23 protein-coding genes and 1 riboswitch are annotated in these 25,988 nt (G+C 70.3%); of the genes, 7 read left to right on the forward strand and 16 right to left on the reverse strand.

Translation table 11 applies throughout. The annotated features are described in order from the left end of the window. Window positions 1–242: 242 nt before the first annotated feature. Both ACIA6C_RS01625 and ACIA6C_RS01630 read right to left on the reverse strand, forming a co-directional pair. Entirely contained in the window at window positions 243–1,607 is a 1,365-nt protein-coding gene (locus ACIA6C_RS01625) for an NYN domain-containing protein (RefSeq protein ID WP_361136203.1), read from the reverse strand. A gap of 40 nt (window positions 1,608–1,647) precedes the next feature. Further along, complete coding sequence (locus ACIA6C_RS01630) at window positions 1,648–1,887, reverse strand: hypothetical protein (RefSeq protein WP_030291802.1); 240 nt, start codon at window positions 1,885–1,887, stop codon at window positions 1,648–1,650. 147 nt (window positions 1,888–2,034) lie between these two features. On the opposite strand from ACIA6C_RS01630, the gene ACIA6C_RS01635 reads away from it, so the two are divergent. Both ACIA6C_RS01635 and ACIA6C_RS01640 read left to right on the forward strand, forming a co-directional pair. After that, complete coding sequence (locus ACIA6C_RS01635) at window positions 2,035–2,769, forward strand: rhomboid family intramembrane serine protease (RefSeq protein ID WP_361135665.1); 735 nt, start codon at window positions 2,035–2,037, stop codon at window positions 2,767–2,769. After that, window positions 2,766–3,047 carry an Lrp/AsnC family transcriptional regulator gene (locus ACIA6C_RS01640; protein WP_007263678.1) on the forward strand — a complete coding sequence of 94 codons (282 nt, stop codon included), beginning with the start codon at window positions 2,766–2,768 and terminating at the stop codon, window positions 3,045–3,047. Before ACIA6C_RS01635 ends, ACIA6C_RS01640 begins: the two co-directional genes overlap by 4 nt. Before the next feature lie 58 nt (window positions 3,048–3,105). Here the strand turns inward: ACIA6C_RS01640 and ACIA6C_RS01645 are convergent, their stop codons facing one another. The 7 genes from ACIA6C_RS01645 to ACIA6C_RS01675 form a co-directional block, all read right to left on the reverse strand. Then, entirely contained in the window at window positions 3,106–3,684 is a 579-nt protein-coding gene (locus ACIA6C_RS01645; RefSeq protein WP_399272156.1) for a ferredoxin, read from the reverse strand. A gap of 67 nt (window positions 3,685–3,751) precedes the next feature. Beyond that, entirely contained in the window at window positions 3,752–5,164 is a 1,413-nt protein-coding gene (locus ACIA6C_RS01650; RefSeq protein ID WP_399272158.1) for an aminotransferase class V-fold PLP-dependent enzyme, read from the reverse strand. Between the two features lie 213 nt (window positions 5,165–5,377). Beyond that, a riboswitch (SAM riboswitch) is annotated at window positions 5,378–5,494 on the reverse strand. 82 nt (window positions 5,495–5,576) lie between these two features. Beyond that, complete coding sequence (trpD, locus tag ACIA6C_RS01655; protein WP_399272160.1) at window positions 5,577–6,641, reverse strand: anthranilate phosphoribosyltransferase; 1,065 nt, start codon at window positions 6,639–6,641, stop codon at window positions 5,577–5,579. 166 nt (window positions 6,642–6,807) lie between these two features. Then, window positions 6,808–8,439 (reverse strand): cytochrome bc complex cytochrome b subunit, encoded by a 1,632-nt coding sequence (locus ACIA6C_RS01660; RefSeq protein WP_366082697.1) that lies wholly within the window; start codon window positions 8,437–8,439, stop codon window positions 6,808–6,810. After that, window positions 8,436–9,494, reverse strand: coding sequence for a Rieske 2Fe-2S domain-containing protein (locus ACIA6C_RS01665; protein ID WP_366082698.1), 1,059 nt, complete (start codon window positions 9,492–9,494; stop codon window positions 8,436–8,438). The genes ACIA6C_RS01660 and ACIA6C_RS01665 overlap by 4 nt, the downstream gene beginning before the upstream one ends. Next, window positions 9,491–10,300 (reverse strand): c-type cytochrome, encoded by an 810-nt coding sequence (locus ACIA6C_RS01670; protein ID WP_361135647.1) that lies wholly within the window; start codon window positions 10,298–10,300, stop codon window positions 9,491–9,493. Before ACIA6C_RS01670 ends, ACIA6C_RS01665 begins: the two co-directional genes overlap by 4 nt. Before the next feature lie 76 nt (window positions 10,301–10,376). After that, entirely contained in the window at window positions 10,377–10,997 is a 621-nt protein-coding gene (locus ACIA6C_RS01675) for a heme-copper oxidase subunit III (protein WP_361135644.1), read from the reverse strand. 200 nt (window positions 10,998–11,197) lie between these two features. On the opposite strand from ACIA6C_RS01675, the gene ACIA6C_RS01680 reads away from it, so the two are divergent. After that, on the forward strand, window positions 11,198–11,599 hold the full coding sequence (locus tag ACIA6C_RS01680) for a hypothetical protein (protein WP_361135641.1): 402 nt from the start codon (window positions 11,198–11,200) through the stop codon (window positions 11,597–11,599). A gap of 140 nt (window positions 11,600–11,739) precedes the next feature. Here ACIA6C_RS01680 and ACIA6C_RS01685 read toward each other — a convergent pair whose 3' ends face one another. The 4 genes from ACIA6C_RS01685 to coxB all read right to left on the reverse strand — a co-directional run bounded on the left by ACIA6C_RS01685 (window position 11,740) and on the right by coxB (window position 16,204). Next, the gene (locus ACIA6C_RS01685) at window positions 11,740–12,987 is read right to left on the reverse strand and encodes an Ig-like domain-containing protein (RefSeq protein ID WP_399272163.1); all 1,248 of its coding nucleotides are present in this window, start codon (window positions 12,985–12,987) and stop codon (window positions 11,740–11,742) included. Between the two features lie 114 nt (window positions 12,988–13,101). Then, window positions 13,102–13,500, reverse strand: a complete 399-nt coding sequence (locus tag ACIA6C_RS01690; protein ID WP_190182182.1) for a cytochrome c oxidase subunit 4 — start codon at window positions 13,498–13,500, stop codon at window positions 13,102–13,104. Next, entirely contained in the window at window positions 13,497–15,233 is a 1,737-nt protein-coding gene (gene ctaD, locus ACIA6C_RS01695) for a cytochrome c oxidase subunit I (protein ID WP_361135635.1), read from the reverse strand. The genes ACIA6C_RS01690 and ctaD overlap by 4 nt, the downstream gene beginning before the upstream one ends. Next, window positions 15,230–16,204, reverse strand: coding sequence for a cytochrome c oxidase subunit II (gene coxB / locus ACIA6C_RS01700; RefSeq protein ID WP_361135632.1), 975 nt, complete (start codon window positions 16,202–16,204; stop codon window positions 15,230–15,232). The genes ctaD and coxB overlap by 4 nt, the downstream gene beginning before the upstream one ends. A gap of 283 nt (window positions 16,205–16,487) precedes the next feature. On the opposite strand from coxB, the gene ACIA6C_RS01705 reads away from it, so the two are divergent. Beyond that, window positions 16,488–17,867: a cysteine desulfurase/sulfurtransferase TusA family protein gene (locus ACIA6C_RS01705; RefSeq protein WP_399272166.1), complete on the forward strand. Its 1,380-nt coding sequence runs from the start codon at window positions 16,488–16,490 to the stop codon at window positions 17,865–17,867. 45 nt (window positions 17,868–17,912) lie between these two features. Here the strand turns inward: ACIA6C_RS01705 and ACIA6C_RS01710 are convergent, their stop codons facing one another. Next, window positions 17,913–18,887, reverse strand: a complete 975-nt coding sequence (locus tag ACIA6C_RS01710) for a carbohydrate kinase family protein (RefSeq protein ID WP_399272168.1) — start codon at window positions 18,885–18,887, stop codon at window positions 17,913–17,915. A 131-nt stretch (window positions 18,888–19,018) separates the two neighbouring features. Between ACIA6C_RS01710 and ACIA6C_RS01715 the strand changes: the two genes are divergently transcribed. Both ACIA6C_RS01715 and ACIA6C_RS01720 read left to right on the forward strand, forming a co-directional pair. Continuing rightward, window positions 19,019–19,234: a hypothetical protein gene (locus tag ACIA6C_RS01715; protein ID WP_190182187.1), complete on the forward strand. Its 216-nt coding sequence runs from the start codon at window positions 19,019–19,021 to the stop codon at window positions 19,232–19,234. A 97-nt stretch (window positions 19,235–19,331) separates the two neighbouring features. Then, entirely contained in the window at window positions 19,332–20,780 is a 1,449-nt protein-coding gene (locus tag ACIA6C_RS01720) for a hypothetical protein (RefSeq protein ID WP_399272170.1), read from the forward strand. Window positions 20,781–20,843: 63 nt separating this feature from the next. On the opposite strand, the gene erpA is transcribed toward ACIA6C_RS01720, so the two are convergent. After that, the gene (gene erpA, locus ACIA6C_RS01725; protein WP_136217385.1) at window positions 20,844–21,200 is read right to left on the reverse strand and encodes an iron-sulfur cluster insertion protein ErpA; all 357 of its coding nucleotides are present in this window, start codon (window positions 21,198–21,200) and stop codon (window positions 20,844–20,846) included. A 311-nt stretch (window positions 21,201–21,511) separates the two neighbouring features. Here erpA and nadA point away from each other — a divergent pair, with 311 nt between their 5' ends. Beyond that, the gene (nadA, locus tag ACIA6C_RS01730) at window positions 21,512–22,714 is read left to right on the forward strand and encodes a quinolinate synthase NadA (protein ID WP_399272172.1); all 1,203 of its coding nucleotides are present in this window, start codon (window positions 21,512–21,514) and stop codon (window positions 22,712–22,714) included. Between the two features lie 80 nt (window positions 22,715–22,794). Here the strand turns inward: nadA and ACIA6C_RS01735 are convergent, their stop codons facing one another. Continuing rightward, entirely contained in the window at window positions 22,795–25,920 is a 3,126-nt protein-coding gene (locus ACIA6C_RS01735) for an efflux RND transporter permease subunit (RefSeq protein WP_399272174.1), read from the reverse strand. Between the last annotated feature and the right edge of the window lie 68 nt (window positions 25,921–25,988).

Genomic DNA, 25,988 nt, shown 5'->3' on the forward strand with positions numbered 1-25,988 from the left:
ACCTCCGCCGTCACCCCGAATGAGTGACCTACCGCACGAAGGTTTGAGCAGACCCTAGTGACCTCTCTGTGATCACTTCAAATCCCCGGGAGCAAAAAATCGCCCCTTCAACGACTTCTTCACACACAGGCCACGCTGGGTGCGGGGGAGTTGACAGTGCGTTCCCTCGACGCAGCGCCAATTCCGACATCGGGGACGCCAGTTGGCAAGATGCCCGAATACGCCGCATCAAGGACGGGAACCTACGAAACGCGCGAAAGCCGCTTGAGCAGCAAGGCGGACGTAACGGGACGGGCCCCGGACTTGGCCACCCCGTCCGCGACCTCCCGGTCGGTGGACACCACGACCACCGGACGGCCGGGCGGCTCCGCCCGCACCAGCTGGCGGATCAGCTCGTCCGCCGTCACCCCCGCCTTGGAGAACAGCACGCGCACCCCGCGCGGCGGCGCGAGCAGCACCGGGGCGGCGAGCTCCGCGCCGTCGAAGACGCAGGTCATCTCCGCGCCCGTCTGGGCCGCCAGCATCGACAGACCGCCCAGCAGCCGCAGCCGCTGCTTCTCCAGCGGCATCGTGGGGTAGCCGGTCTTCGTCACGTTGTAGCCGTCGACCACCAGGTGCGCCTGGGGCAGCGCCAACAACTGGTCCAGCAGCGCCGGATCGGTCTCGGACAGGGCGCGTGCCGCGATGTCCTTCGGCGTCATCCGGCCCGGCTCCACCGCGTCCACCGTGTCGGCCGGGCGCGTCGAGACCGGCGGCAGCGCCAGTTCGCGGCGCAGCCCGGCGGCCGCGTCGAGAACGGTGTCCAGCAGCAGCCGCAGCCGCATGTCCTCGATGCTGCGTCCCTCCCGGGTGGCCCGGCGCGATGTCTCCAGTGCCGACTCCACCTCCGCCAGGCGGGACTTGAGCCGGCGGCTCTCGCTCTCGGCGGCGGCGACCCGGGCGGCCGCGTCACCGCGGATGCCGTCGACCTCGGCGGTCAGTTTGCGCAGGGCCGCCTCGCCCCGCTTGACGTCGCTCTGAGCGCTGCGCAGCTTGCGGTGAAGCGATTCCGCTTCCTTGCGGGCGGCGTCGAGCTCGGCCCGTACCTGCTCGCCGCCCGAGCGCTGCGTCTCGCGCGCGTGGGCCAGTTCCTCGCGCAGCCGCTCCAGCTCGCGCCGGGTCTCGTCGCCGACCCGTTCGGCGTCGGCCCGCTGGACCTCCTCGCCGGCGGCGGCGACGAGCTTGACCCAGCCGGAGGGCCGCAGGATGTACGCGGCGGCGGCCACGTCCAGCGGGTCGGCGGCGGCGGGCGGCGCCCCGCACTCCAGCGCCCCGGCCAGTTCCGCCTGGGCGTCGCGGAGCTTCTCGGCGACGCGCCCGCGGAAGACGGCGTCCGTCTCCACCGCCGCGGCCATCGCGTTCCCGGCGAACTTGGCGCGCCGGGTCGGGGTGAACCGGGCGTACTGGCGCAGCTGCGCGGGCAGGTCCGCGACCGTCAGGCCGCCGAAGGCGTCCGAGACGAGCGCGATGACCCGGCGCCGCACGCCTTCCGGCAGCGGGCGGTCGAGCACCTCCGCGGCGTCGCCGGCCGCGTCGGCCGGCTCAGCGCCGCTTGCTGGCTCCACAATCCGTCACCCCTACCGTGATCTACTGTGGGCCCGGCTCCCGTCAGGAGTCCGTGCCCGGCCTGTCCACGAGCTCGATCTGGTCCACCGCGTTGCACCAGCGGCAGCGGACCGACTCGATGGTCTCATTGACCACCTCGCGCTCCTCGACCTTGGGCTCCCCGGCGAGGTCCAGGTGGACGTACTCCACGACCTTCGACGAACGGGTGACGTCGAAGCGCGTGAGGTTGCCGCACAGGGTGCAGCGCCACCGTGTGGTGTCGGTCGGCAGGGGAACCGTCATCAGGCCGCTCTCTCCTTCGTAGCTGATTCAATTAAAGCCGCCCGCCGGGGCCGTCGGGGGCCGATGGCACCTTCGGCGGACCGCAGCACGTAACCCTACGGCCTGGCACCACCCGCACGGGGGCTGTGCTGCGTCATGCTCTGTCCCATGATCGTAAGGTGGCAGGCCCTCGCCGAGGCCGTGCGGGAGGCCGTGCGGGGCCCGGTGGTCACCCGCGCGCTGATCGCGGGCTGCTGTGTGGTGTTCGTCGTCGGCCCCGCCTCCGGGCTGAATCCGGACTACGGGACGGGCGACCTGCTGCTGGAGACGGGGACGGCCTACTTCCGGCGCTGGGGCGTGGTCCCGGACGAGCTCTTCGCGGGGACGCCCCGGGCGCTGCTCACCCCGCTGACGGCACTGTTCGTGCACGGGAGCTGGCTGCACCTGCTCGGCAACATGCTCTTCCTCCACGTGTTCGGCGCGATGGCGGAGGAGCGGATGGGCCGGGCGGCGTTCCTGCTCTTCTACGTCGTCACCGGCTACCTGGCGCTGGCGGCCTACGCGGCGGCGAACGCCACCTCGGACCAGACGCTGGTCGGCGCCTCGGGGGCGATCTCGGCGGTGCTCGGGGCGTTCCTGTGCCTTTTCCCGCGGGCGCGGGTGACGAGCCTGTTCCCGTTCCTGTTCTTCCTGCCACTGCGGTTCCCCGCATGGATCGTACTGATGTTCTGGTTCGTCCTGCAGTGGCTGGCGGCGCACCGGGCCGCGAGCGGGCCGGGCGTCGCATACCTGGCCCACGTGGTGGGCTTCTCGCTCGGGTTCGCCTACGCCTGGGTGCGGTATCGGCGTGCGACTAGAGTGAGGCGACCAGCGACGGCCAGCGAGGGAGACAGCCAACCGTGATCACCGCGATCGTGCTCATCAAGACCAGCGTGGACCGGATCCCCGAGATCGCCGAGTCCATCGCGCAGCTGGACAGCGTCAGCGAGGTCTACTCCGTCACCGGCACCTACGACCTCATCGCGCTGGTCCGCGTCGCCCGCCACGAGAACCTGGCGGACATCATCCCGGGCCGCATCAGCAAGATCCCCGGCGTCGAGGCGACGGACACCCACGTCGCTTTCCGCACGTACTCCCAGCACGACCTGGAAGCCGCGTTCGCCATCGGCCTCGACGCGTAGTCCCCGGCCGGGGGTCCACCCGAACCCGGGCCGTTGCCCCGGGCCCCCCGGGCCCGCCTCACAGCTCCGGCAGGCTCTCCCCCGGCCGGGCCGCTCGGCCTTCGGCCAGCCGGAACAGGTATCCGCGCAGGTAAGCGCCGAGGTCCCCGTCGATGTGCGCGACGTACGCCCGGGCTCCACAGGCGGCGTCGTTCATCCAGTCGCTCGGGGCGGTCGCCCAGGGACCCCACCCGGCCCCCGTGGCCCACTCCCGCACCCGGGCCCGGTCCCGCCACCAATCCCGGACCAGCTCCGGGGTCCAGTGGGCGTCGCCGTCACCCCCGTACGCCCCGAAGGGCTCGCATTCGGCGGCGCAGGTCAGCGCATGGACCTCCGCGGGAGTCCGGGGCTGGCGGTACACGAACTCGCTCCCGTAGCCGTCGTCGTACATGACGTGGTCCGGCGCGCACTGCCGTCCGGTGAGGCAGTTGTCGGAGTCGGCCGCGTAGAACGGGCCCGGAACGCTGCGCCAGTCCCGCTGCTCCCAACCATCGGGGGCCGGCGCGGACCAGTCCCGGCTCACCCGGTCGCCCCGCCACAGCGGATGCGGCTGCCCCACCAGCGCCCGGACGGTCGGTATCGGATCCCAGTACGTCATGCGGCGCAGCGTACGCCGCCCGGCGTCGGCGGACGGAGCCCGTCAGGAAACCGGCACGCGGAGCCCGTCAGGAAACCGGCACGCAGCGGCCTTCCTCGGTGCGGTAGCTCCACTTCGCGCCGTCCGCGACGAGCTCGCGGACCGCGCGGACGAAGCGGTCGACGTGCTCGTCGGGGGTTCCGGCGCCGAAGCTGACGCGGATCGCGTTCAGCGTGGGGGTCCCCCCGGCCGAAGGCTGGGGGGGCTCGCCCGGCGCCGCCTCCGGCGCTCCGCATTCGCCCTGGGCCTGCGGCTCGCCCCCCAGCAGCGTCCGCACCAGCGGGTGGGCGCAGAACAGGCCGTCGCGGACGCCGATGCCGTACTCGGCCGACAGCGCGGCGGCGAAGTGCGAGCTGTTCCAGCCGTCCACCACGAACGAGATCACGCCGACCCGCGGGGAGTCGTCCCCGAACAGCGACAGCACACGGACCGCCGGGACCTCCGCCAGGCCGTCCCGGACCTTCGCGATCAGGTAGCGCTCCCGCTCGACCAGTCCCTCGAAGCCCGCCTCGGTCAGCGCCCGGCAGGCGGAGGCGATGGAGTAGACGCCGATGACGTTCGGGGAGCCGGCCTCGTGCCGCGCGGCCGTGGTGTGCCACTCGACGTCCACGCCCCCGTCCTCGCGCCGGGCCACCTTCCGCGAGGCGCCGCCCCCGGCCAGGTACGGCTGCCCCTCCTGGAGCCAGTCGGCCCGCCCCGCCAGCACGCCCGAGCCGAACGGCGCGTACAGCTTGTGCCCCGAGAAGGCGACCCAGTCCACGTCCAGCTCCCGCACCGAGACGGGGTGGTGCGGCGCCAACTGGGCGGCGTCCAGCACGATCCGCGCGCCGTGGGCGTGCGCCGCGGCGGCGAGTTCCCTCACCGGCCACAGCTCGCCGGTGACGTTGGACGCGCCGGTGACGCAGACCAGCGCCGGGCCGTAGGGGTCCCGCGCGGCCAGCGCCCGCTCCAGGGTGGCGACGGCCTCGTCCGGGGTGCGCGGCGCGTCGAGGTAGGTGACCCGGGCGTCGCCCCACGGCAGCAGCGAGGCGTGGTGCTCGGTCTCGAAGACGAAGACCTGGCAGCCGGCCGGGAGCACGGCCGCGAGCAGGTTCAGCGAGTCCGTGGTGGACCGGGTGAAGACCACCTGGTCGGCGGGGCGGCAGTCCAGGAACTCCGCGACCGCGACCCGGCTCTGCTCGAACAGGTCGGTGGACAGCTGCGAGAGGTATCCGGCGCCGCGGTGCACGCTGCCGTAGTACGGGGCGTACGCGGCGACGTCGTCCCAGACCCGCTGGAGCGCCGGCGCGCTGGCCGCGTAGTCGAGCGCCGCGTAGCTGACCTCTCCGCCGGTGACGAGGGGGACGGTGACGTCCCGGCCGAGCACGGGCAGCGGCTCGGCACACAGGACGCGGTCGGCGGTGGCATTGGGGGACGCGGGTGCGGATGCGCATGCGGACATGGCGGTATCTCCCGGAGGCAGGGCGGAATGGCTTCGGTGTCTGCCCGTACGCGGGTACGGCTCTGCGGCCGTCCGGGGTACGGGGGTGCCTCGGAGGTGCGGGTACGCGGAAGGAACCCTGTGTCCGAGGGTGAAGAAGGGGCGGAGACGCCCTATCGCATTCGCTTGCTCATGGAAAACGCTCCTCGACAACCAGGATCCCCGGTTTCGAGGGATCCGCGCTTGCCGTAGACCTCACTGCCTACGGCCTGGTCATCACCCGGGGCACCCCGCCACGGAAGGAGGGTTGCCGGACAGCGAGCCGGGGCCAAAACGCTGTCACTCGTGACCTGGTCAGCATCCTGCCACAAGATCCCCCGCGCGCAAGACCCCGGTCCGCATTCCGGACCGGGGCCCGTCGCCGTACGGGGACCTACGCGTTGCTGGCCGCGACCCAGCGCTCCAGCGCCGCCCGCGCCGCGCCCGAGTCGATGGACTCGGCCGCACGGGCGATGCCCGCGGCGATCTGCTCCTCCAGCGAGCCGGTGCCGGGATCCAGCGCCACCAGGGCCGCCGCCGAGTTCAGCAGGACGGCGTCGCGTACCGGACCGCTCTCGCCGGCCAGCAGCCGCCGGGCGACGTCCGCGTTGTACGAGGCGTCCTCACCGCGCAGGTCCGCGACGCCCACGATCGGGATCCCGACGTCGTGCGGGTCGAACGCCAGCTCGGTGACGGTGCCCTCGCGGACCCACCAGACCCGCGAGGTGGCCGTCGTGGCCAGTTCGTCCATGCCGTCGTCGCCGCGGAAGACCAGCGCCGAGGAGCCCCGCTCCGCGAGCACCCCGGCGACGATGGGCGCCACCCGGGGGTCGGCCACGCCCGTGGCCTGCGCGCGCACCTTGGCCGGGTTGGTCAGCGGCCCGAGGAAGTTGAAGGTGGTCCGGATGCCCAGCTCCTTGCGGGCCGCCGCCACGTGCCGCAGCGCGGGGTGGAACTTGACGGCGAAGCACAGGGTGATGCCGGCCCGCTCGGCGACCTCCACCACCCGGGCCGGGGTGAGGTTGAGGTTGACGCCGAGCTTCTCCAGCACGTCGGAGGAGCCGCTCGCCGAAGAGGCGGCCCGGTTCCCGTGCTTGACCACCTTGGCGCCGGTTCCGGCCACCACGAGCGCCGACATGGTGGAGATGTTGACCGTCTTGGCGCCGTCCCCGCCCGTGCCGACGATGTCCACCGTCCGGCCCGGGACCTCGATGAGGTTGGCGTGTTCGTACATGGCGCGGACCATGCCGTTGATCTCCGCGACGGTCTCCCCCTTGGCCCGCAGCGCCACCATGAATCCGGCGATCTGCGCGTCCGTGGCCTCGCCGCGCATGATGCGGTCCATGGCCCAGGCGGTGTCGTCCGGGCCGAGGTCCCGGCCGGTGAGCAGGGCGTCGAGGAGACCCGGCCAGCCGCGGGCCGCCACGCTGTCGCCGCCCGCCGGGGTCACAACGTTCATGGTCCGCTCCTGCTGCTCGGGAAAGTTCCACGTCGAATGGGGTGCGGAGCCCAGCCTATCCAGCCCCGGAGACGGCGAAGAGCCCCGTCCAGACACTGGACGGGGCTCTCACCGTGGCGACGGCGGGATTGGCCGGAACCGATCCCTTCTGGGGTCCTACCGGAGGTCAGTGGTGGCCGTGGCCGCTCTGGATCTCCTTGTACTCCTCCACCGTGGGCTTCGGAATCTGGTTGTTCTCCGCGTAGAAGCCCTTGCTGAGCTTCGCACGGAGCTTCTCCGTGGCCTTCGGCTTGCGCTCCACGCCGTTCTCGTCGACCGTCGGGCCGAGTTCGATCGGCTTGTACTGCTCGTGCGAGGTGAGCGTGTGCAGCTTGGCCTGCGGCAGCGGCTCGTGGATCTCGACGAACTCACCGTGCGGCAGACGCTTGATGATGCCGGTCTCGCGACCGTGCAGCACCTTGTCGTGGTCCCGGCGCTGGAGGCCGAGGCAGATGCGCTTGGTGGCGATGAAGGCGAGGACCGGGACGACGAAGAAGCCGATCCGGACGAACCAGGTGATGTTGTTGATCGAGAGGTGGAAGTACTGCGCGAACATGTCGTTTCCACCGCCGATCAGGAGCACGATGTACTCCGCGATCCAGGCGACACCGAAGGCCGTACGGGTCGGGACGTTGCGCGGGCGGTCCAGCAGGTGGTGCTCACGCTTGTCCCCGGTGACCCAGGACTCGATGAACGGCCAGACGGCGATCGCGCCCAGCACCAGCGGGAAGAGCAGCAGCGGGATGAACACGCCCAGGACGAGGGTGTGGCCCCACAGGTTGATCTCCCAGCCCGGCATGGCACGGATCAGGCCTTCCGGCATACCCATGTACCAGTCGGGCTGCGCACCGGTGGACACGTGGTCCGGGCGGTACGGGCCGAGCGCCCAGATCGGGTTGATCGAGGCGAGCGCCGCGATGGCCGCGATGACACCGAAGACCAGGAAGAAGAAGCCTCCGGCCTTGGCCATGTAGACCGGCAGCAGCGGCATGCCGACGACGTTGTTGTTCGTCTTGCCGGGGCCCGCGTACTGGGTGTGCTTGTGGTAGAAGACCAGGATCAGGTGGGCCACCAGCAGGCCCATCATGATGCCGGGCAGCAGCAGGATGTGGATCGAGTAGAACCGTGCGACGAAGTCGCCGCCGGGGAACTCGCCGCCGAAGAGGAAGAACGACAGGTACGTGCCGACGATCGGCACGGACAGGATCGCGCCCTCCATGAAGCGGACACCGGTGCCCGAGAGCAGGTCGTCCGGCAGGGAGTAACCGGTGAAACCGGTGAACATGCCGAGGACCAGCAGCAGGAAGCCGAAGATCCAGTTGACCTCACGCGGCTTGCGGAACGCGCCGGTGAAGAACACGCGCATCATGTGCACGACCATGGCCGCGACGAAGATGAGCGCCGACCAGTGGTGGATCTGCCGGATGAGCAGACCGCCCCGGACGTCGAAGCTGATGTCGAGCGTCGAGGCGAAGGCCTCGGACATCGGGACGCCCTGCATCGGCACGTAGGGGCCGTGGTAGACGACCTCGTTCATGCTCGGGTGGAAGAACAGCGTCAGGTACACACCCGTGAGGATGATGATGATGAAGCTGTAGAGGCAGATCTCACCGAGCATGAAGGACCAGTGGTCCGGGAAGATCTTGCGCATGTTCGACTTGGCCAGGCTGTAGATGCCCAGGCGGCCGTCGGCCCAGTCCGCTACCCGCTCGCCGGCGGGCGCTTTGCGCTGACTGTCGGTGGTGGTGGCAGTGCTCATCCGCGCTCCCAGAATGCAGGACCGACGGGCTCTTCGAAGTCGCCGTGCGCTTCGAGGAAGCCTTCGTCATTGACGCCGATCCGCAGCTGCGGAAGCGCGTGACCAGCGGGGCCGAAGATGACTCGGGCGCCGTCGGAGAGGTCGAAGGTGGACTGGTGGCACGGGCAGAGCACGTGGTGCGTCTGCTGCTCGTACAGGCTGATCGGGCAGCCGACGTGGGTGCAGATCTTGGAGAACGCCACGATGCCGTCGTGGGACCACTCCAGCTCCCGCTTGTCCTTGATGTCCTGCGGCTGGAGCCGGACGATCATCAGGGCGGCCTTGGCGATCTGGTTCTGGAAGTCGTGCTGCGTCTCCTCCAGGCCTTCCGGCATGGCGAAGGTCAGCGAACCGACGACCACGTCCTCGGGACGCAGCGGCTCCATCGTGTTCTGGTTGATGAGCAGCTTGCCCTTGGCCCAGACGGTCTTGCGGAGCTTGTCCTCGGGCAGCGGGCCCAGGTCCCGCATGATCACCAGGGCGGACAGCGGCAGCATGGCCAGCGCGCCCAGCATGGTGTTGCGGATCAGGGGACGGCGGCCGATGGCCGACTCGCTCGCACCGTCGGCGAAGTCCTGGAGGACCTTGGCCTTGACCTCCGGCGGCGCCGCGATGGCGTGGCGCTCGTCGGCGACCTCCACGTCGGACATCAGGGTGCGGGCCCAGTGGACCGCGCCCGCGCCGATGCAGAAGAGGGCCGTGCCCAGGGTCAGGCCGAGGGCGAAGTTCAGGCCGCTCACCTTCCCGATGGGGAAGATGTAGACGAACTTGTCGACGGGGATGGTCACGTACGCGGCGATGAAGCCGATCGTGGCCAGCATCGACAGCGTGAACAGCATCGCGACCACGCGCTCGGACCGCTTGGCGGCCCGCTCGTCGATGTCCTGGATGCGCGGCTTGTGGACCGGCAGGCCCGGGTCGGCGAACGGGTCGTCCGCGACTGCTACGCCACCGTGGTGCGCGTCGCCCTGCTCGCTCGGCAGGTGCTTCTCTTCGGGAATGTCTTGGCTACTCATGACTTCTTGGCCTTAGCGGTGTGGGCCGCGACCCAGACGGCGACAGCGATCAGCGCACCCAGAGCGAAGATCCAGCCGAACAGACCCTCGGAGACGGGGCCGAGGCCACCGAGCTTCAGGCCGCCAGGGCTGACCGACTTGTCGCCGTTCACGTTCTGGAGGTACGCGATGATGTCCTTCTTCTGCTTCTCCGGCATCGTGCTGTCGGGGAAGGAGGGCATGTTCTGCGGGCCGGTGAGCATGGCCTCGTAGATGTGCTTGGGCGAGACGTCCGCCAGGTTGGGGGCGTACTTGCCGTGCGTCAGGGCGCCGCCCTCGCCGGTGAAGTTGTGGCACTGCGCGCAGTTGTTGCGGAACAGTTCGCCACCCTTGGCGATGTCGGCACCCGCCGGGTCGACCTGCTTCTGGGTGGGCACGGACGGGCCGGCTCCCAGGGAGGAGATGTACGCGGCCAGCTGGTCGATCTGGGCCTGCGTGTAGACCGGAGGCTTCGCCGGGATCTGCGCGCCGGGCTGCTGGGCCGGCATGCGGCCCGTGCTCACCTGGAAGTCGACGGCCGCGGAGCCGACGCCGACCAGGCTGGGGCCGTCAGTGGAACCCTGACCGCCGGTTCCGTGGCAGCTTGCGCAGCCCACGGCGTAGAGCTTCTTGCCCTCCTCGATGGCGAGGGACTGGGCGGTTTCATCGGCCTGCGCCTTGCCCGCGGGGGCGAAGGCGGCATAAAGCCCCCCAGTGGCCGCCAGCGCGAGGAGTAGAACGACGACCGCCGCCAGCGGATGGCGTCGTCGTGCGGAGAGCTTTTTCACGGATTACCCCGGTGTCAGGATCTTCTGCGTCGGTGTTTCTGGATGGGTTGCCGGGGCTTGCCCGGCTACGTGTTCGCTACTTGATCAGGTAGATCGTCGCGAAGAGGCCGATCCAGACGACATCGACGAAGTGCCAGTAGTAGGACACGACGATGGCCGACGTGGCCTGTTCGTGGGTGAACCTCTTGGCCGCGTACGTCCGGCCGAGGACCAGCAGGAAGGCGATGAGACCGCCCGTCACGTGCAGACCGTGGAACCCGGTGGTCAGATAGAACACCGATCCGTACGGTCCGGACTTGAGGGACATGCCCTCGTGCTTGACCAGCTCGGTGTACTCGAACACCTGGCCGCCAATGAAGATCGCACCCATGACGAACGTGATGATGAACCACGTCCGGAGCTTCTTCACATCACCGCGCTCGGCGGCGAATACGCCGAGCTGGCAGGTGAGGGAGGAGAGCACCAGGATCGTGGTGTTCGTCGCCGAGAAGGGCAGGTTCAAGGCCGAAGCCTGCTCTGTCCAGTACTCGGCGCCCGTCACGGATCGCAGGGTGAAGTACATCGCGAAGAGGGCCGCGAAGAACATCAGCTCGGAACTCAACCAGATGATGGTTCCGACGCTGACGAGGTTCGGCCGGCTGACCGTCGGGTGCGCGTGCCCGGTATCTACTGTCGTTGCTGTCGCCACGACCGACATTATGTCGGTCGCTTATCCCGCCCTCACCCCGGGGGGTGCCGTTCGGAGTGTCAGAGGGGTGTGCAAGGCCCGAACGGCCCATCAGATCGGCTTACCGCGGGTGTCGGCGAGGCAGGCCGAACCGATGTTGACGAGCGGTCGGACGGAGTAGCATCCCGCGCAACATCAACGTGATTCACGGGCACACGTGGAGGAACGAAATGCGGGCGACTGCGCGAGTTCTGGTCTACAGCGACGACGCGGGCACCCGGGAGCAGGTGCGGCTTGCCTCGGGGCGCAGGCCGGCCGCGGACCTGCCGCCGGTGGAGTTCCTGGAGTGCGCGACGCTCCCGGCTGTCCTCAAGGCGCTGGACGAGGGCGGTGTGGACGCGTGCGTGCTGGACGGCGAGGCCGTTCCGGCGGGCGGCATGGGCGTGTGCCGGCAGATCAAGGACGAGATCTTCCGTTGTCCGCCGGTGCTGCTGCTGATGGGGCGCCCGCAGGACGCCTGGCTGGCCACCTGGAGCCGCGCGGACGCGGCGGTCACCCTTCCGGTCGACCCGGTGGACTTCCCCGAGACGCTGGCGCGCCTGCTGCGCGCCCGGCTCTCCCTGGACGCGTAGGGCCTGTCGGGGCCTCGGCCGTCTGCGAGCGGTCTTCGAGGGCCCGGCCCCCCACCGCTCAAGCGGAACCGGCCCCTCGGGAGCCTCAGGGGGCTTCCGGGGGCCGGTTCGGGGCCGCTGGGCGGGCCTGCGGGGCCGGTTCAGACCTGCGGGCGCAGTCGGGCCTGGTCGACCGCGTTGCGGCCTTCCTGGGTGCCGCCCACCAGGGCGCTGCCCTCGCGCCAGTCCTTCCAGTCCATGTTCCAGTCGCCGTAGCCGTTGCCGAAGGTGTCCATGTCCTCGCCGATGCTGTTGATCACCTTGACGATGTCGCCCTCACTGATGTTCTCGTAGAACCAGGCGGCGTTGGCGGTGCTCATGCCCGTGCAGCCGTGGCTGACGTTCTCGTAGCCCTGCGAGTCGACGGACCACGGCGCGGCGTGGACGTATTCACCACTCCAGGTGACGCGCGTCGCGTAGTAGACGGGCAGGTTGTAGTACTCGCTGCCGCCGATGCCGACCGTGTCGCCGCGCATCTGGACGTAGTACTGCTTGCCCAGGACCACCTTGATGCCGTTGCGGGTGGAGAAGCCGGGCTTCCCGGTGGTCACCGGAATGGTGTTGATCACTTCACCGTTGCGCTTGAAGGTCAGGTAGTGGGACGCGGCGTCGGTGGTGACCTCGACGCGGTCCCCGATCTCCAGCTTCAGCGGCTTGCTTGCGGTCCCGTAGAGGTCGTCGGTGACCTTGACGCCCTCCAGGTTGCTCCGGACGGAGACGGTGGAGTGGGCGGGCCAGTACTCCTTCGGGCGGAAGTGCAGGTGCTTGTCGTCCACCCAGTGCCAGGCGCCCTCGGCGTCCGGCGGCACGTCGACGACCAGACCGCGCTCCACGAGGGCGCGGGCGGCCTTGTCGTGGACCGGCTCGTTCAGTTCGGCCGTGATGGGCTGTCCGACGCCGTATTTGCCCGCGTCCGGGCCGAATTCCACCTGGAGGACCTTCTTGGCCGGGGTGGTGTCGAACGTCAGCGTGCGCTGCCCCGGGGCGCCCCCCTCGTCCTCCGTGCTCACGGTGGCGGTGTAGTGCACGCCGGCGGCCATCGGGGCGGTGCTGTGCCAGCGGTCGCCCTTGGCGGAGAGCTCGCCCGCCAGGCGGCGGCCCTGGGTGTCCACGACGGTCACGTCGGTGATCCGGGACCCCGTGCCCTTCGAGGTGACCTCGAAGGGCCGGTTGGGGTCGACGGGGCGGCCGCCCGCGGCCTGGTTGAAAGCGACGTGGTCGCCCGCGTCGTACGGGCGGGCGGACAGCGGGTTGTCGTCGGACCCCCCGCACGCGGTGGCGCCGGCCCCGAGGGACGCGACCAGCAGGGAGCAGCTGAGTACCGTCCAAAGACGCGGTGAGTGCTTCATGGAGCCAACGCTATGAAGATATGACAATTACGGCGCGCGGGATGACTGCAAACGAGGGGCCCGGACTCCTCCGTCGGAGGTGTCCGGGCCCCAGGTGCCGTGCTTCAGGTCCTGCTACTGGTTCTGGTTCTCACCGCGGTAGTACTCGTACACCCAGCCCCACAGGCCGATCACGATGATCGGGGCGGAGAAGTACATGAGCCACCAGCCGAAGATGACACCCATGAACGCGAGCGCACCGCCGATGCCCAGCGAGAGCGGCTGCCAGCTGTGCGGGGAGAAGAACCCCAGCTCGCCCGCCTCGTCGGCGACGTCGGCCTCCAGGTTGTCCTGGGCCATCTCGTCCACGCGCTTGGCCGTGAAGGCCAGGTAGTAGCCGATCATGACGCTCAGGCCGAAGGCCAGGAAGAGCGCGGTGGTGCCGACGGGCTCCTTCGACCACACGCCGTAGACGATGGCCATGATCAGGATGAAGAAGGAGAGCCACAGGAACAGCTTGCCCTGGATCTTCACTTGCCCGCCTCCTTGTCGCCGGTGAGGGCCTGCGTGGCGCCGGCGGCGTGGTCCTCGAGGTGGTCGAGGGCCGCGATCTCCGGGTGGTGCAGGTCGAACGCCGGGGATTCGGAACGGATCCGCGGCAGGGTGAGGAAGTTGTGCCGCGGCGGCGGGCAGGAGGTCGCCCACTCCAGCGAACGGCCGTAGCCCCACGGGTCGTCGACCTCGACCTTCTTGCCGTACTTCGCCGTCTTCCAGACGTTGTACATGAAGGGCAGCATCGACAGGCCGAGCAGGAAGGAGCTGATCGTGGAGATCGTGTTCAGCGTGGTGAAGCCGTCGGCGGCGAGGTAGTCCGCGTAACGACGCGGCATGCCCTCGGCACCGAGCCAGTGCTGCACCAGGAAGGTGCCGTGGAAGCCGATGAACAGCGTCCAGAACGTGATCTTGCCGAGGCGCTCGTCCAGCATCTTGCCCGTGAACTTCGGCCACCAGAAGTGGAAGCCGGCGAACATCGCGAAGACCACGGTGCCGAAGACGACGTAGTGGAAGTGCGCGACGACGAAGTACGAGTCGGAGACGTGGAAGTCCATCGGGGGCGAGGCCAGGATGACGCCGGTCAGACCACCGAAGGTGAAGGTGACCAGGAAGCCGATCGTCCAGAGCATCGGGGTCTCGAAGGACAGCGAGCCCTTCCACATGGTGCCGATCCAGTTGAAGAACTTCACACCGGTCGGTACCGCGATCAGGAAGGTCATGAAGGAGAAGAACGGCAGCAGCACACCGCCGGTGACGTACATGTGGTGGGCCCACACCGTCACCGAGAGGCCGGCGATGCCGATCGTCGCGGCGACCAGGCCGATGTAACCGAACATCGGCTTACGGCTGAACACCGGGATGATCTCGGAGACGATGCCGAAGAACGGTAGCGCGATGATGTACACCTCTGGATGGCCGAAGAACCAGAAGAGGTGTTGCCACAGTAGGGCGCCGCCGTTCGAGGCGTCGAACACGTGCGCACCGAACTTCCGGTCGGCCTCCAGCGCGAAGAGCGCGGCGGCCAGCACCGGGAAGGCGAGCAGGACCAGGACACCGGTCAGCAGCACGTTCCAGGTGAAGATCGGCATGCGGAACATCGTCATGCCGGGAGCGCGCATGCAGATGATCGTGGTGATGAAGTTGACCGAGCCGAGGATCGTACCGAAGCCCGAGAAGGCCAGACCCATGATCCACATGTCGGCGCCGATGCCCGGCGAGCGGACCGCGTCCGACAGCGGGGAGTAGGCGAACCAGCCGAAGTCGGCGGCGCCGTTCGGCGTGACGAAGCCGGCCACCGCGATGGTCGAGCCGAAGAGGTACAGCCAGTACGCGAACATGTTCAGCCGCGGGAACGCCACGTCGGGCGCGCCGATCTGCAGCGGCATGATCCAGTTGGCGAAGCCCGCGAACAGCGGGGTGGCGAACATCAGCAGCATGATCGTGCCATGCATGGTGAACGCCTGGTTGAACTGCTCGTTCGACATGATCTGCGAGCCCGGACGGGCCAGCTCGGCGCGCATGAAGAGCGCCAGTACGCCGCCGATGAGGAAGAACACGAACGACGTGACCAGGTACATCGTGCCGATGGTCTTGTGGTCGGTCGTGGTCATCCACTTCACGACCACGTTGCCCGGCTGCTTGCGCCGTACCGGCAGCTCGTTCTCGTACGAGTCGGCTGCGGCGGCACCCTGAGGTTCGTTGAGGATGCTCACAGTTTGTTCGTCTCCGCGTTCCGGGCCGAATCGGTCTGGTTGATACCGGCCGGGAGGAAGCCGGTCTGCCCCTTCTCGGCCAGTTCCTTGAGGTGCGCCTGGTATTCGGCGGGCGAGACGACCTTCACGTTGAAGAGCATCCGGGAGTGGTCGACGCCGCAGAGCTCGGCGCACTTGCCCTTGAAGGTGCCGAACTCGCTCGGGGTGACCTCGAAGACGTTGGTGTGACCGGGGATGACGTCCTGCTTGAACAGGAAGGGCACCACCCAGAAGGAGTGGATCACGTCGTTCGACGACAGGATGAAGCGGACCTTCTCGCCCTTGGGCAGGTAGAGGGTCGGCCCCGGGTTGTTGGTGTCCGGGTTCCGGTCGCCGGGGACGCCCTTCTCGTAGACGCCTTCGGCGCCCGCGGGGAAGTCCTTGGTGAAGCGGTCCGGGATGTTGGCGAGGTTCGCCGGAACCGTGCCCGCCTTCGGGGTGGCTCCGTCGCCGTCGACGTTCTCGACGTAGTTGAAGCCCCAGCTCCACTGGAAGCCGACCACGTTGATGGTGTGGGCCGGCTTGGCGGAGAGGGAGAGCAGCTTCGACTCGTCACGCGCGGTGAAGTAGAAGAGCACCGAGACGATGATGAGCGGAACCACGGTGTACAACGCCTCGATGGGCATGTTGTACCGGGTCTGCGGGGGGACCTCCACCTTCGTCCGGCTGCGCCGGTGGAAGATGACGCTCCACAGGATCAGGCCCCATACCAGGATGCCCGTGATGAGAGCCGCCGCCCAGGACCCCTGCCACAGGGACAGGATGCGAGGCGCCTCCTCCGTGACCGGGGTGGGCATTCCGAGGCGGGGGAAGTCTTTCCAGTTGTACGAGCAACCAGTGGCGGTCGCCAGGACCACGCCCGCAGTCAGCGCCTGCAGCAGCTTCCGCCGCATCGGGCGCCGCGGCGAGCGGTCGGAGCCGTAGGGACTCACGTAGCGCCTTCCCGAGAGTCTCGGCCCGCGCGGCCGGCCGCGGCCGTGTTCGGGTCGGTCGCCGGCCCTGACGCAGGCAGGGGTTTGGATGTTTATGCGGACCAAACCCTACTGGACGCTATTTGGGGTCGCGCGGGGAGGGTGCCCAACGCGCCGCTACTGCCCCCGAAGGGATGGATCCGCCGTCCGGGGGACGGGCCATCCGGCCCTGAACGGCGGGCGGGACACCCCTTCTGACGGGCCCTGACCCCGCCCCGGGCGGGGGGCCGGTTAGCGTGCCCGTATGCCGTACTTCGACTCCGCTTCCGCCGCCCCGCTGCACCCCGTGGCCAGGCAGGCCCTGCTGGCCGCCCTGGACGAGGGCTGGGCCGATCCCGCCCGGCTGTACCGCGAGGGGCGCCGCGCCCGGCTGTTGCTGGACGCTGCGCGGGAGGCGGCCGCCGAAGCGGTGGGGTGCCGCGCCGACGAGCTCGTGTTCACTCCTTCGGGGACGCACGCGGTTCACGCGGGCGTGGCGGGGGCGCTGGCCGGGCGCCGGAGGGTAGGCGGCCGGCTGGTCGTGTCGGCGGTCGAACACAGTTGCGTCCTGCACGCCGCCGAGGCGCACGCCGCTTCCGGCGGCACGGTGACGGAGGTTGCCGTGGACCGGCTGGGGGCGGTGTCCCCCGACGGGTACGCGGCCGCCCTGGACCCGGCCACCGCTCTGGCCTGCCTCCAGTCGGCCAACCACGAGGTGGGCACCGTCCAGCCGGTTGCCGAGGTGGCCGAGCTGTGCGGGGCCGCCGGGGTGCCGCTGCTGGTGGACGCCGCGCAGTCGCTGGGCTGGGGCCCGGTCGAGGGCGCGTGGTCGCTGCTCACCGCGAGCGCCCACAAGTGGGGCGGGCCGCCCGGGGTGGGGCTGCTGGTGGTCCGCAAGGGCGTCAGGTTCGCCCCGCAACACCCCTCGGACGAGCGGGAGTCGGGCCGCTCCCCCGGCTTCGCGAACCTGCCCGCCATCGTGGCGGCGGCCGCCTCGCTGCGGGCCGTACGGGCCGAGGCGCACGCGGAGGCGGCCCGGCTGCGGGTGCTGGTGGACCGCATCCGGCGGCGGGTCGCACGGCTGGTTCCCGACGTGGAGGTGGTCGGTGACGCCGAGCGGCGGCTGCCGCACATGGTCACGTTCTCCTGCCTGTACGCCGACGGCGAGACCCTGCTGCACGAACTGGACCGGGCGGGCTACTCGGTGTCCTCGGGCTCGTCCTGCACCAGCTCCACCCTGACGGCGTCGCACGTCCTCAAGGCGATGGGCGTCCTGTCGGAGGGGAACGTACGGGTGTCACTGCCGGCCGGGACGACCGCCGATGAGGTGAACGGCTTCCTGGAGGTGCTGCCGAAGGCGGTGGCGGGCATCCGGGCCCGGCTCGGGGTGCCGCAGGCTCAGGAGACGGCCCCGGTCGCGGAGTCGGTGGAGCTGGACACGCTCGGCCTGCGGTGCCCGCAGCCGGTGATCGAGCTGGCCCGGGCGATCGGCACGGTGCCCGTCGGCGGGACGGTGACGGTGGTGTCCGACGACGAGGTGGCCCGGCTCGACATCCCGGCGTGGTGCTCGATGCGCGGCCACGCGTACCTGGGCGAGACCCCGCGCCCGGTCGGGGCGGCGTACTCGGTCCGCCGCCTGCGGTGAAGGCGACGCCCGGCCGGTGCGGGGGCGTCGCCGTCACGGCCGGCGTCACCCCAGGTGGGACCGGACCTCGGCGGCGGCCTCTTCGCCGTACGCCTTGGTGAAGCGCTGCATGAAGTGCGCGCGGGCCAGGGTGTACTCCTGCGTGCCCAGCGTCTCGATCACCAGGGTCGCCAGCATGCAGCCGACCTGCGCCGCCCGCTCCAGTCCGACGCCCCAGCCGAGGCCGGTCAGGAAGCCGGCGCGGAACGCGTCGCCGACGCCGGTCGGGTCGACCTTCGCGTTCTCCTCCGGGCAGCCGACGACGATCGGCTCTTCGCCCTCGCGCTCGATGCGCACGCCGTTCGAGCCGAGCGTGGTGACGCGGGTGCCGACCTTGGAGAGGATCTCCGCGTCCGTCCAGCCGGACTTCGACTCGATCAGGCCCTTCTCGTACTCGTTCGAGAAGAGGTACGTCGCGCCCTCCATCAGGGTGCGGATGTTCTCGCCGTCCATCCGGGCGATCTGCTGCGAGAAGTCGGCCGCGAACGGGATCCGGCGGGTGCGGCACTCCTCCGTGTGGCGGAGCATCGCCTCCGGGTCGTCGGCGCCGATGAGGACGAGGTCCAGGCCGCCCACCCGGTCGGCGACGGCCTTGAGCTCGATCAGGCGGGCCTCGCTCATCGCGCCCGTGTAGAAGGAGCCGATCTGGTTGTGGTCCGCGTCGGTGGTGCACACGAAGCGCGCGGTGTGCAGCACCTCGGAGATCCGGACGGACTCGGTGTCGACGCCGTGCCGGTCCAGCCAGGCGCGGTACTCGTCGAAGTCGTAGCCGGCCGCGCCGACCAGGATCGGGCGGCTGCCGAGCTGCCCCATGCCGAAGCAGATGTTCGGGCCGACACCGCCCCTGCGGACGTCGAGGTTGTCGACGAGGAAGGAGAGGGAGACCGTGTGGAGCTGGTCGGCGACCAGCTGGTCGGCGAAGCGGCCCGGGAAGGTCATCAGGTGGTCGGTGGCGATGGAGCCGGTGACTGCGATACGCACGGCGTGGATGCTCCTGCGGGGGACGGCGGTGGACAGTCAAAACTACCCGGTCGGCAGCTGCGGGCCGACCCGTCGAAACTACCCCGTAGTAGGTCTTTCTCCTCGGTCCCGCCGCGCCTAACGTGCCGTCCATGACCTACACCGATGGTTTCGGGTACGCCGAGCACTCCGCCGGGACGCGGCCCGGCTTCGCGCGGCTGCTGGGGGACTGCGCCCGGATGGCCCCGCACTGGGCGGTCCCGGCGGACCCGCGGCCCGCGCCCGTGGCGCCGTCGCAGATCCACGGCGTCAGCGTCCCGCCCGCCTCGGCACGGCTCATCGCCTCCACGGCGGAGTACGGCGACTAGGCCGGAAGAGACGGCCTGGGCCGGACAGGGAACCGGTTCGCGGTCCGCTCCGTCACACCCGCATCGAGACACGCGGGACAGGCGAAGGAGCGATGCGGTGACCACCGAACGACCCGACACATCACGCCCCACACGACGGCGGCCGGGCTGGGCCGTCGGCTCCGTCGCGGCGGCCGTCCTCCTGGCGGGCGGGGGCACCGCCTACTGGGCGTCCACGGCCTACGGAGACGGCTCGGGCGCCCACCGTACGGGTGACAGCGCGGCCTCGGCGCCCCGTGTCGCGCCGACCCCGCCGGGGCCGGGCATCGCCCCCGGCGAGCCGGACCCCTCGGGCGGCGCGGTGACCTACCGGGCCGACGTCAAGCTCCCCGACGGCCCGACCGCCGCCCCCGCCTTCACCGCGACCGGCGAGGTGACCTCCGAGGAGGTGGCCCGCCTCGCGGCGGCCCTCGGGATCTCCGGCGCGCCCCGGCTGACCGGGGAGCAGTGGCTGGCCGGTGAGGCGGCCGACGGCGCCGGGCCCCGGCTCACGGTCACCCGTGCGGCCCCCGGCACGTGGAACTTCGCCCGCTTCCAGGCCGGGGACGGCAACGGCGCGGGCAGCGGCTCCGGCGGCGACAACTGCAAGCGGGGTCAGGACACCTGCGGCCCGGCCACCCTCCCCCAGGGCGCCGGCGACACCGCGCAGCCCGTGTCGGAGCAGGCGGCCAAGTCCGCCGCCGCGCCGGTGCTCGCGGGCGCGGGCCAGGCCGACGCCAAGCTCGACGCCCGCCTCACCCAGGGCTCGGTCCGGGTGGTGACGGCGGACCCGGTGATCGGCGGCCTGCCCACCCAGGGCTGGTCCAGCAAGGTGAGCGTCGGCCCGGACGGCACGGTGGTGGCGGGCAGCGGCGAGCTGAAGGCGCCGGTCCGCGCGGCGGACGAGCCGGTGGTCGGGGCCGTCGAGGCGCTGGCCCGGCTCAACGCCCGCAGCGGCGGGTCGGACGGGACCGGCCCCGGCCCCGGCGGCTGCGCGACCTCGGTGCCGCTGACCCCGGACACGCCGACGGGCGCAACGGACACCCTGCCCTGCAACCCGGAGCCGCGTCCGATGAAGCCGCCGCGGACGGAGACCGTACGGGGGGCCGTGCTGGGGCTCGCCGCGGGGACGGTCGACGGCGGCGGGCGGGGTCTGGTCCCGGCCTGGTTCTTCGAGGTGGCGGGCAAGGACGGCGGGCCATCCCGCACGGTGGTGGAGCCGGCCTCGTCCCGGGAGACGGCCGCCCCGAGCGCGGGGGCCTCGCGCACCGTGCCGGGATTCTCGTACAAGGAGGCCGACCGGACGCTGACCGTGAACTTCTGGGGCGGAGTGTGCAGCACCTACGCCGTGGAGGCGCGGGAGGAGGGGACCGACGTCCTGGTGAAGATCACCGACACCCCGGACAAGCCGGGCCGGGCCTGCATCATGCTGGCGAAGGAGATGTCCCGGACGGTGACGCTCCAGAAGCCGCTGGGCGACCGGAAGGTGGTCGACGCGACGTCCGGCAAGCAGCTCCCGCGGCAATAGCGGGCACGGACGCGACGAGGGCCCGGACGGCGGTCGCCGTCCGGGCCCTCGTCACAGGACCGCTTAGCTGAACGAGTCGCCGCAGGCGCAGGAGCCGGTGGCGTTCGGGTTGTCGATCGTGAAGCCCTGCTTCTCGATGGTGTCGACGAAGTCGATGGACGCACCGTGCAGGTACGGGGAGCTCATGCGGTCGGTGACGACCTTGACCCCGTCGAAGTCCTTGACGACGTCGCCGTCGAGGGAGCGCTCGTCGAAGAAGAGCTGGTAGCGCAGGCCGGAGCAGCCACCGGGCTGGACGGCGACGCGGAGCGCCAGGTCATCGCGGCCCTCCTGCTCCAGCAGGGTCCTGACCTTCTCGGCGGCGGCGTCGGACAGGAGGATGCCGTCGCTCACGGTGGTCTTTTCGTCCTGTACGGACATCTGCATTCACTCCCGAAGTGGGCGGCTCCCCGGCGGAGGCAGGGGAAACGTCGGACTCTTGCCGTCGGTGGCAACCAGCGTGACCGCGGATTCATTCCGGGGTCCCGCACCTTGTTCCAGTTCTTCATGCTCGCACACCCCGGGGCCGGGGTGCGGACCTGACGGACGCGGAGTCACGGAGCGGGCGAATTCGTCACATCGACACAATCGGCATCGTCAAACTGACGTGAAGCGGCTATGATAGATAGCGTCAAATAGACGAGAAGTCGCTCCGAACGTCTTCCGAAGTCCCTTGTCGCAGAAGAGAAAGGGTGCGTGTCGTGACCACCGCCCAGCCTATGGACGTCCAGCCCCTGGACGTCCAGCCGACGCCGCTCGCCCTGCTGCTGCTCGGCCGCGAAGCCGACCCCAAGAGCGAGCGCGGCGTCGAGTGTCCGGGCGACCTGCCCTCGCCGTCGGACCCGGACCTGGTGGCGCGCGCCCGCGCGGCCAAGGAGAAGCTCGGGGACAAGGTCTTCATCCTCGGCCACCACTACCAGCGCGACGAGGTCATCGAGTTCGCCGATGTGACCGGTGACTCCTTCAAGCTGGCCAAGGACGCGGCCGCCAGGCCGGAGGCCGAGTACATCGTCTTCTGCGGCGTCCACTTCATGGCCGAGTCCGCCGACATCCTCACCACCGACGACCAGAAGGTCGTCCTGCCCGACCTCGCGGCGGGCTGCTCGATGGCCGACATGGCCACCGCCGAGCAGGTCGCGGAGTGCTGGGACGTGCTGACCGAGGCCGGGATCGCCGGGAGCACGGTGCCGGTCTCGTACATGAACTCCTCCGCCGACATCAAGGCCTTCACCGGCAAGCACGGCGGCACGATCTGCACCTCCTCGAACGCCAAGAAGGCCCTGGAGTGGGCCTTCGAGCAGGGGGAGAAGGTGCTGTTCCTGCCGGACCAGCACCTGGGCCGCAACACCGCCGTGCGCGACATGGGCATGTCCCTGGACGACTGCGTGCTCTACAACCCGCACAAGCCGAACGGCGGCCTCACCGCCGAGCAGCTGCGGGACGCCAAGATGATCCTGTGGCGCGGGCACTGCTCGGTCCACGGTCGGTTCTCGGTCGACTCCGTCAACGACGTCCGCGCCCGCATCCCCGGCGTGAACGTGCTCGTGCACCCCGAGTGCAAGCACGAGGTCGTGGCGGCCGCCGACTACGTGGGCTCGACGGAGTACATCATCAAGACGCTGGAGGCGGCTCCGGCCGGCTCCAAGTGGGCCATCGGCACGGAGCTGAACCTGGTCCAGCGCCTGGCGAATCGATTCGCCGCCGAGGACAAGGAAGTCGTCTTCCTCGACAAGACGGTCTGCTTCTGCTCGACCATGAACCGCATCGACCTCCCCCACCTGGTGTGGGCCCTGGAGTCCCTGGCCGAGGGCAACCTCGTCAACCGGATCAAGGTCGACAAGGAGACCGAGAGCTTCGCGAAGCTCGCCCTGGAGCGGATGCTGGCGCTGCCGTAAGCCCGCTCCCCCACCGCGTGCCCGAAGGGGCGCCTCCCGCACGGGAGGCGCCCCTTCGGCGTGTGCACGGGCCGCCGCGGTCACACCCGCGCCGGGGTCTCCTCCTCGCTCCGGGCCGGGACCACCGTCAGGCGGGCCCGCCGCTTGGCGCGGCGGCGCTCCTTGAAGAGCTCGACCATCGTGTAGAGGGTCGGCACCAGGAGCAGGGTCAGCAGGGTGGAGCTGACCAGGCCGCCGATGACGACCACGGCGAGCGGCTGGGAGATGAAGCCGCCTTCGCCGGTGACGCCGAGGGCCATCGGCAGCAGCGCGAAGATCGTCGCGAGTGCGGTCATCAGGATGGGCCGCAGGCGGTGCCGTCCGCCCTCGACGACTGCCTCGACGACGCCCAGGCCCTGGCGCCGGTACTGGTTGACGAGGTCGATCAGGACGATCGCGTTGGTCACGACGATGCCGATGAGCATCAGCATGCCGATCATCGCCGGGACGCCCATGGGGGTGCCGGTGACGATCAGCAGTCCGAGCGCGCCGGTCGCCGCGAACGGGACGGAGACCAGCAGGATCAGCGGCTGCACCAGCGAGCGGAAGGTCGCCACCAGCAGCATGAAGACGATCGCGATGGCCGCGAGCATCGCCAGGCCCAGGGAGCCGAAGGCCTCGCTCTGGTCCTGGGAGACACCGCCGATGGAGGCGGTGGCGCCGGCGGGCAGGTCCAGCGCCTTGATGCTGCTCTGGAGCGCGCTGCTGACGGCGCCGGTGTTCTCGCCGACCGGGCGGGCGGTGACGGTGGCGGCGCGGGCGCCGTCGATCCGGGTCATCGCGACGGGTCCGGGGACCATCTTGACGTCGGCGACGTCGCCGAGCCTGGCCGTCGGCCCGACGGGGAGCGCCTGGAGTTCGGCCAGGGTGGTGGCCGGGTGGGCGGACTTGATGACGATGTCCCGCTCGGTGTCGTCCAGTACGGCCTTGCCGGCCGGGGTGCCGTGTACGGCCTGGGCGACGAGCGCGCCGAGGGCGGCCTGGTCCAGGCCCGCTTCGGCGGTCTTGGGGGTGGCGGTGACCGAGATGCGGGGTACGGACTGGGACAGGTCGCTCTGGACGTCGGTGACGTCCTTGAGCTTGGCCATCTCGGCCTGGACCTGCCCGGCGGCCTTGGCGAGCACCTCGGCGTCACCGGCCTTGACGACCACGCTCAGGTTGGAGCTGCCGAAGCCGCCGCCCGCGAGGATCCGGGTCTCGCCGACGCCGTCGAGCTTGGCCAGCCCGCTCTCGATGTGCTCCTTGACGGAGTCGGCGTCGTCGGCGTTCTCCAAGGTGACCTGGTAGGAGGCCTGGTTGGTGCCGGTGCCGCCGCCGAACGCCGCCATGAAGCCGGAGGAGCCGACGGTGACCTGGTAGTCCTTGACGCCGGCGACCGAGGCCAGGACCTTCTCGACCTTGCGGCTCGCCTCGTCGGAGGCGGCCAGCGAGGTGCCCGGCTCCAGGGTCTGCTTGACCGTCAGGGTGTCCTGCCGCCCCTGGTCGAAGAAGTTCGTCTTGAGCAGCGGGGTCATGGCGAAGGTGGCGACGAGGACCACCACCGCGATGGCGACGCTGGTCAGCCTGCGGCGGGTGGCGAAGCCGAGGACGCGGACGTAGAACCGCTGGAGCCGGCTGCGCGCCTCCTTCTCCTCCGCGTCGCGCCGGGCCTTCTCCGCGTTCTTGGCGGCCTCTTCGGCCACGCCCTTGGGGGCGCGCAGGAACCAGTACGACAGCACGGGCACGACGGTCAGGGAGACGAGCAGCGACGCCAGCAGGGCGGCGGTGACGGTCAGCGAGAAGGAGCTGAACAGCTGCCCGATCATGCCGCCGACCAGACCGATCGGCAGGAAGACGGCGACGGTGGTGAGGGTGGAGGAGGTGACCGCCCCGGCCACTTCCTTGACCGCGGTGACGATGGCTTCCTCGCGCTCCTCGCCGTAGCCGAGGTGGCGCTTGATGTTCTCCAGGACCACGATCGAGTCGTCGACGACCCGGCCGATGGCGATGGTGAGCGCGCCGAGCGTCAGCATGTTGAGCGACAGGTCCCGGGTCCACAGCACGATCAGCGCGAGCACGACCGACAGCGGGATGGAGACCGCGGTCACCAGCGTCGAGCGCAGCGAGGCGAGGAAGACGAGGATCACGAGGACCGCGAAGACCAGGCCGAGCGCGCCCTCGGTGGTCAGACCCGAGATGGACTTGGCGACGGCCGGGCCCTGATCCATGATCACGGCCAGGTCGGCGCCGGAGCCGAGGGTGGAGCGCAGCTCGGGCAGCTTGTCCTTGACCGCGTCGGAGATCGCGACGGCGCTGCCGTCCTTGTCCATGGTCACGGTGACGGCGAGGCTGGGCTTGCCGTTGGTACGGGTCAGGGAGACGGCCTTGGCCGGCTCCTGCTTCACCGTGGCGACGTCACCGAGGCGCACGGCCGGCTTGCCGGGCCCGGTGCCCAGGCGCAGGTCCTCCAGCTGGGCGAGGGAGGTGTAGCCGGCGCCGACCCGGACGGTGCGGCTCTTGCCTTGCTCGTCGAAGGAGCCGGCGGGGACGCTCGCGCCGCCCGCCTGGAGGCCCCGGGCGAGGGAGGCGCCGTCGAGTCCGGCGGCCGCCAGCCTCGCCGGGTCGGGGGTGACGGAGACCTGGAGCTTCTGGACTCCGTCGACGGTGACCCGGCCGACGCCCGCGATGTCCGAGAGGACGGGTACGACGGAGCTTTCGAGCTGGTCGGCGAGGGCCTGCTGGTCCTTGCCGGAGGTGGCGGCCAGGACCACGGTCGGCATGTCGTCGGTGGAGCCGGCCACCACCTGCGGGTCGACGTCGGCGGGCAGCCGGACCCGGGCACGGCCCACGGCCTGCTGGACGTCGGCGACGAGCTGCTTCGTGCCGCTGTCGCCGTAGTCGAACTGCGCCATGATCAGGGCGTTGCCCTCGCTGGCGGTCGAGGTGATGCCGGTGATGCCGTCGACGCCCTTGAGGGTGGCCTCGATCGGCTCGATGACCTGCTTCTCCACCACGTCGGGCGAGGCACCCTCGTACGGCGCGAGCACGGACACCATCGGCAGTTCGATGGAGGGCAGCAGTTGCTGCTTGAGCTGTGGGATGGCTATGGCGCCGAAGAAGAGCGCGACGATCGACACGAGGCCGATCAGCGCTCTCTGGGCCAGGCTGAAGCGGGACAGCCACGACATGGTTCGGGATCTCTCTGCAGGTTCAGACACGGGCGACCCCTCAGCCTCACCCACGGGGCGGCGGCGCC

Source organism: Streptomyces sp. NPDC051578, assembly GCF_044454045.1.
Classification (GTDB): Bacteria; Actinomycetota; Actinomycetes; order Streptomycetales; family Streptomycetaceae; genus Streptomyces.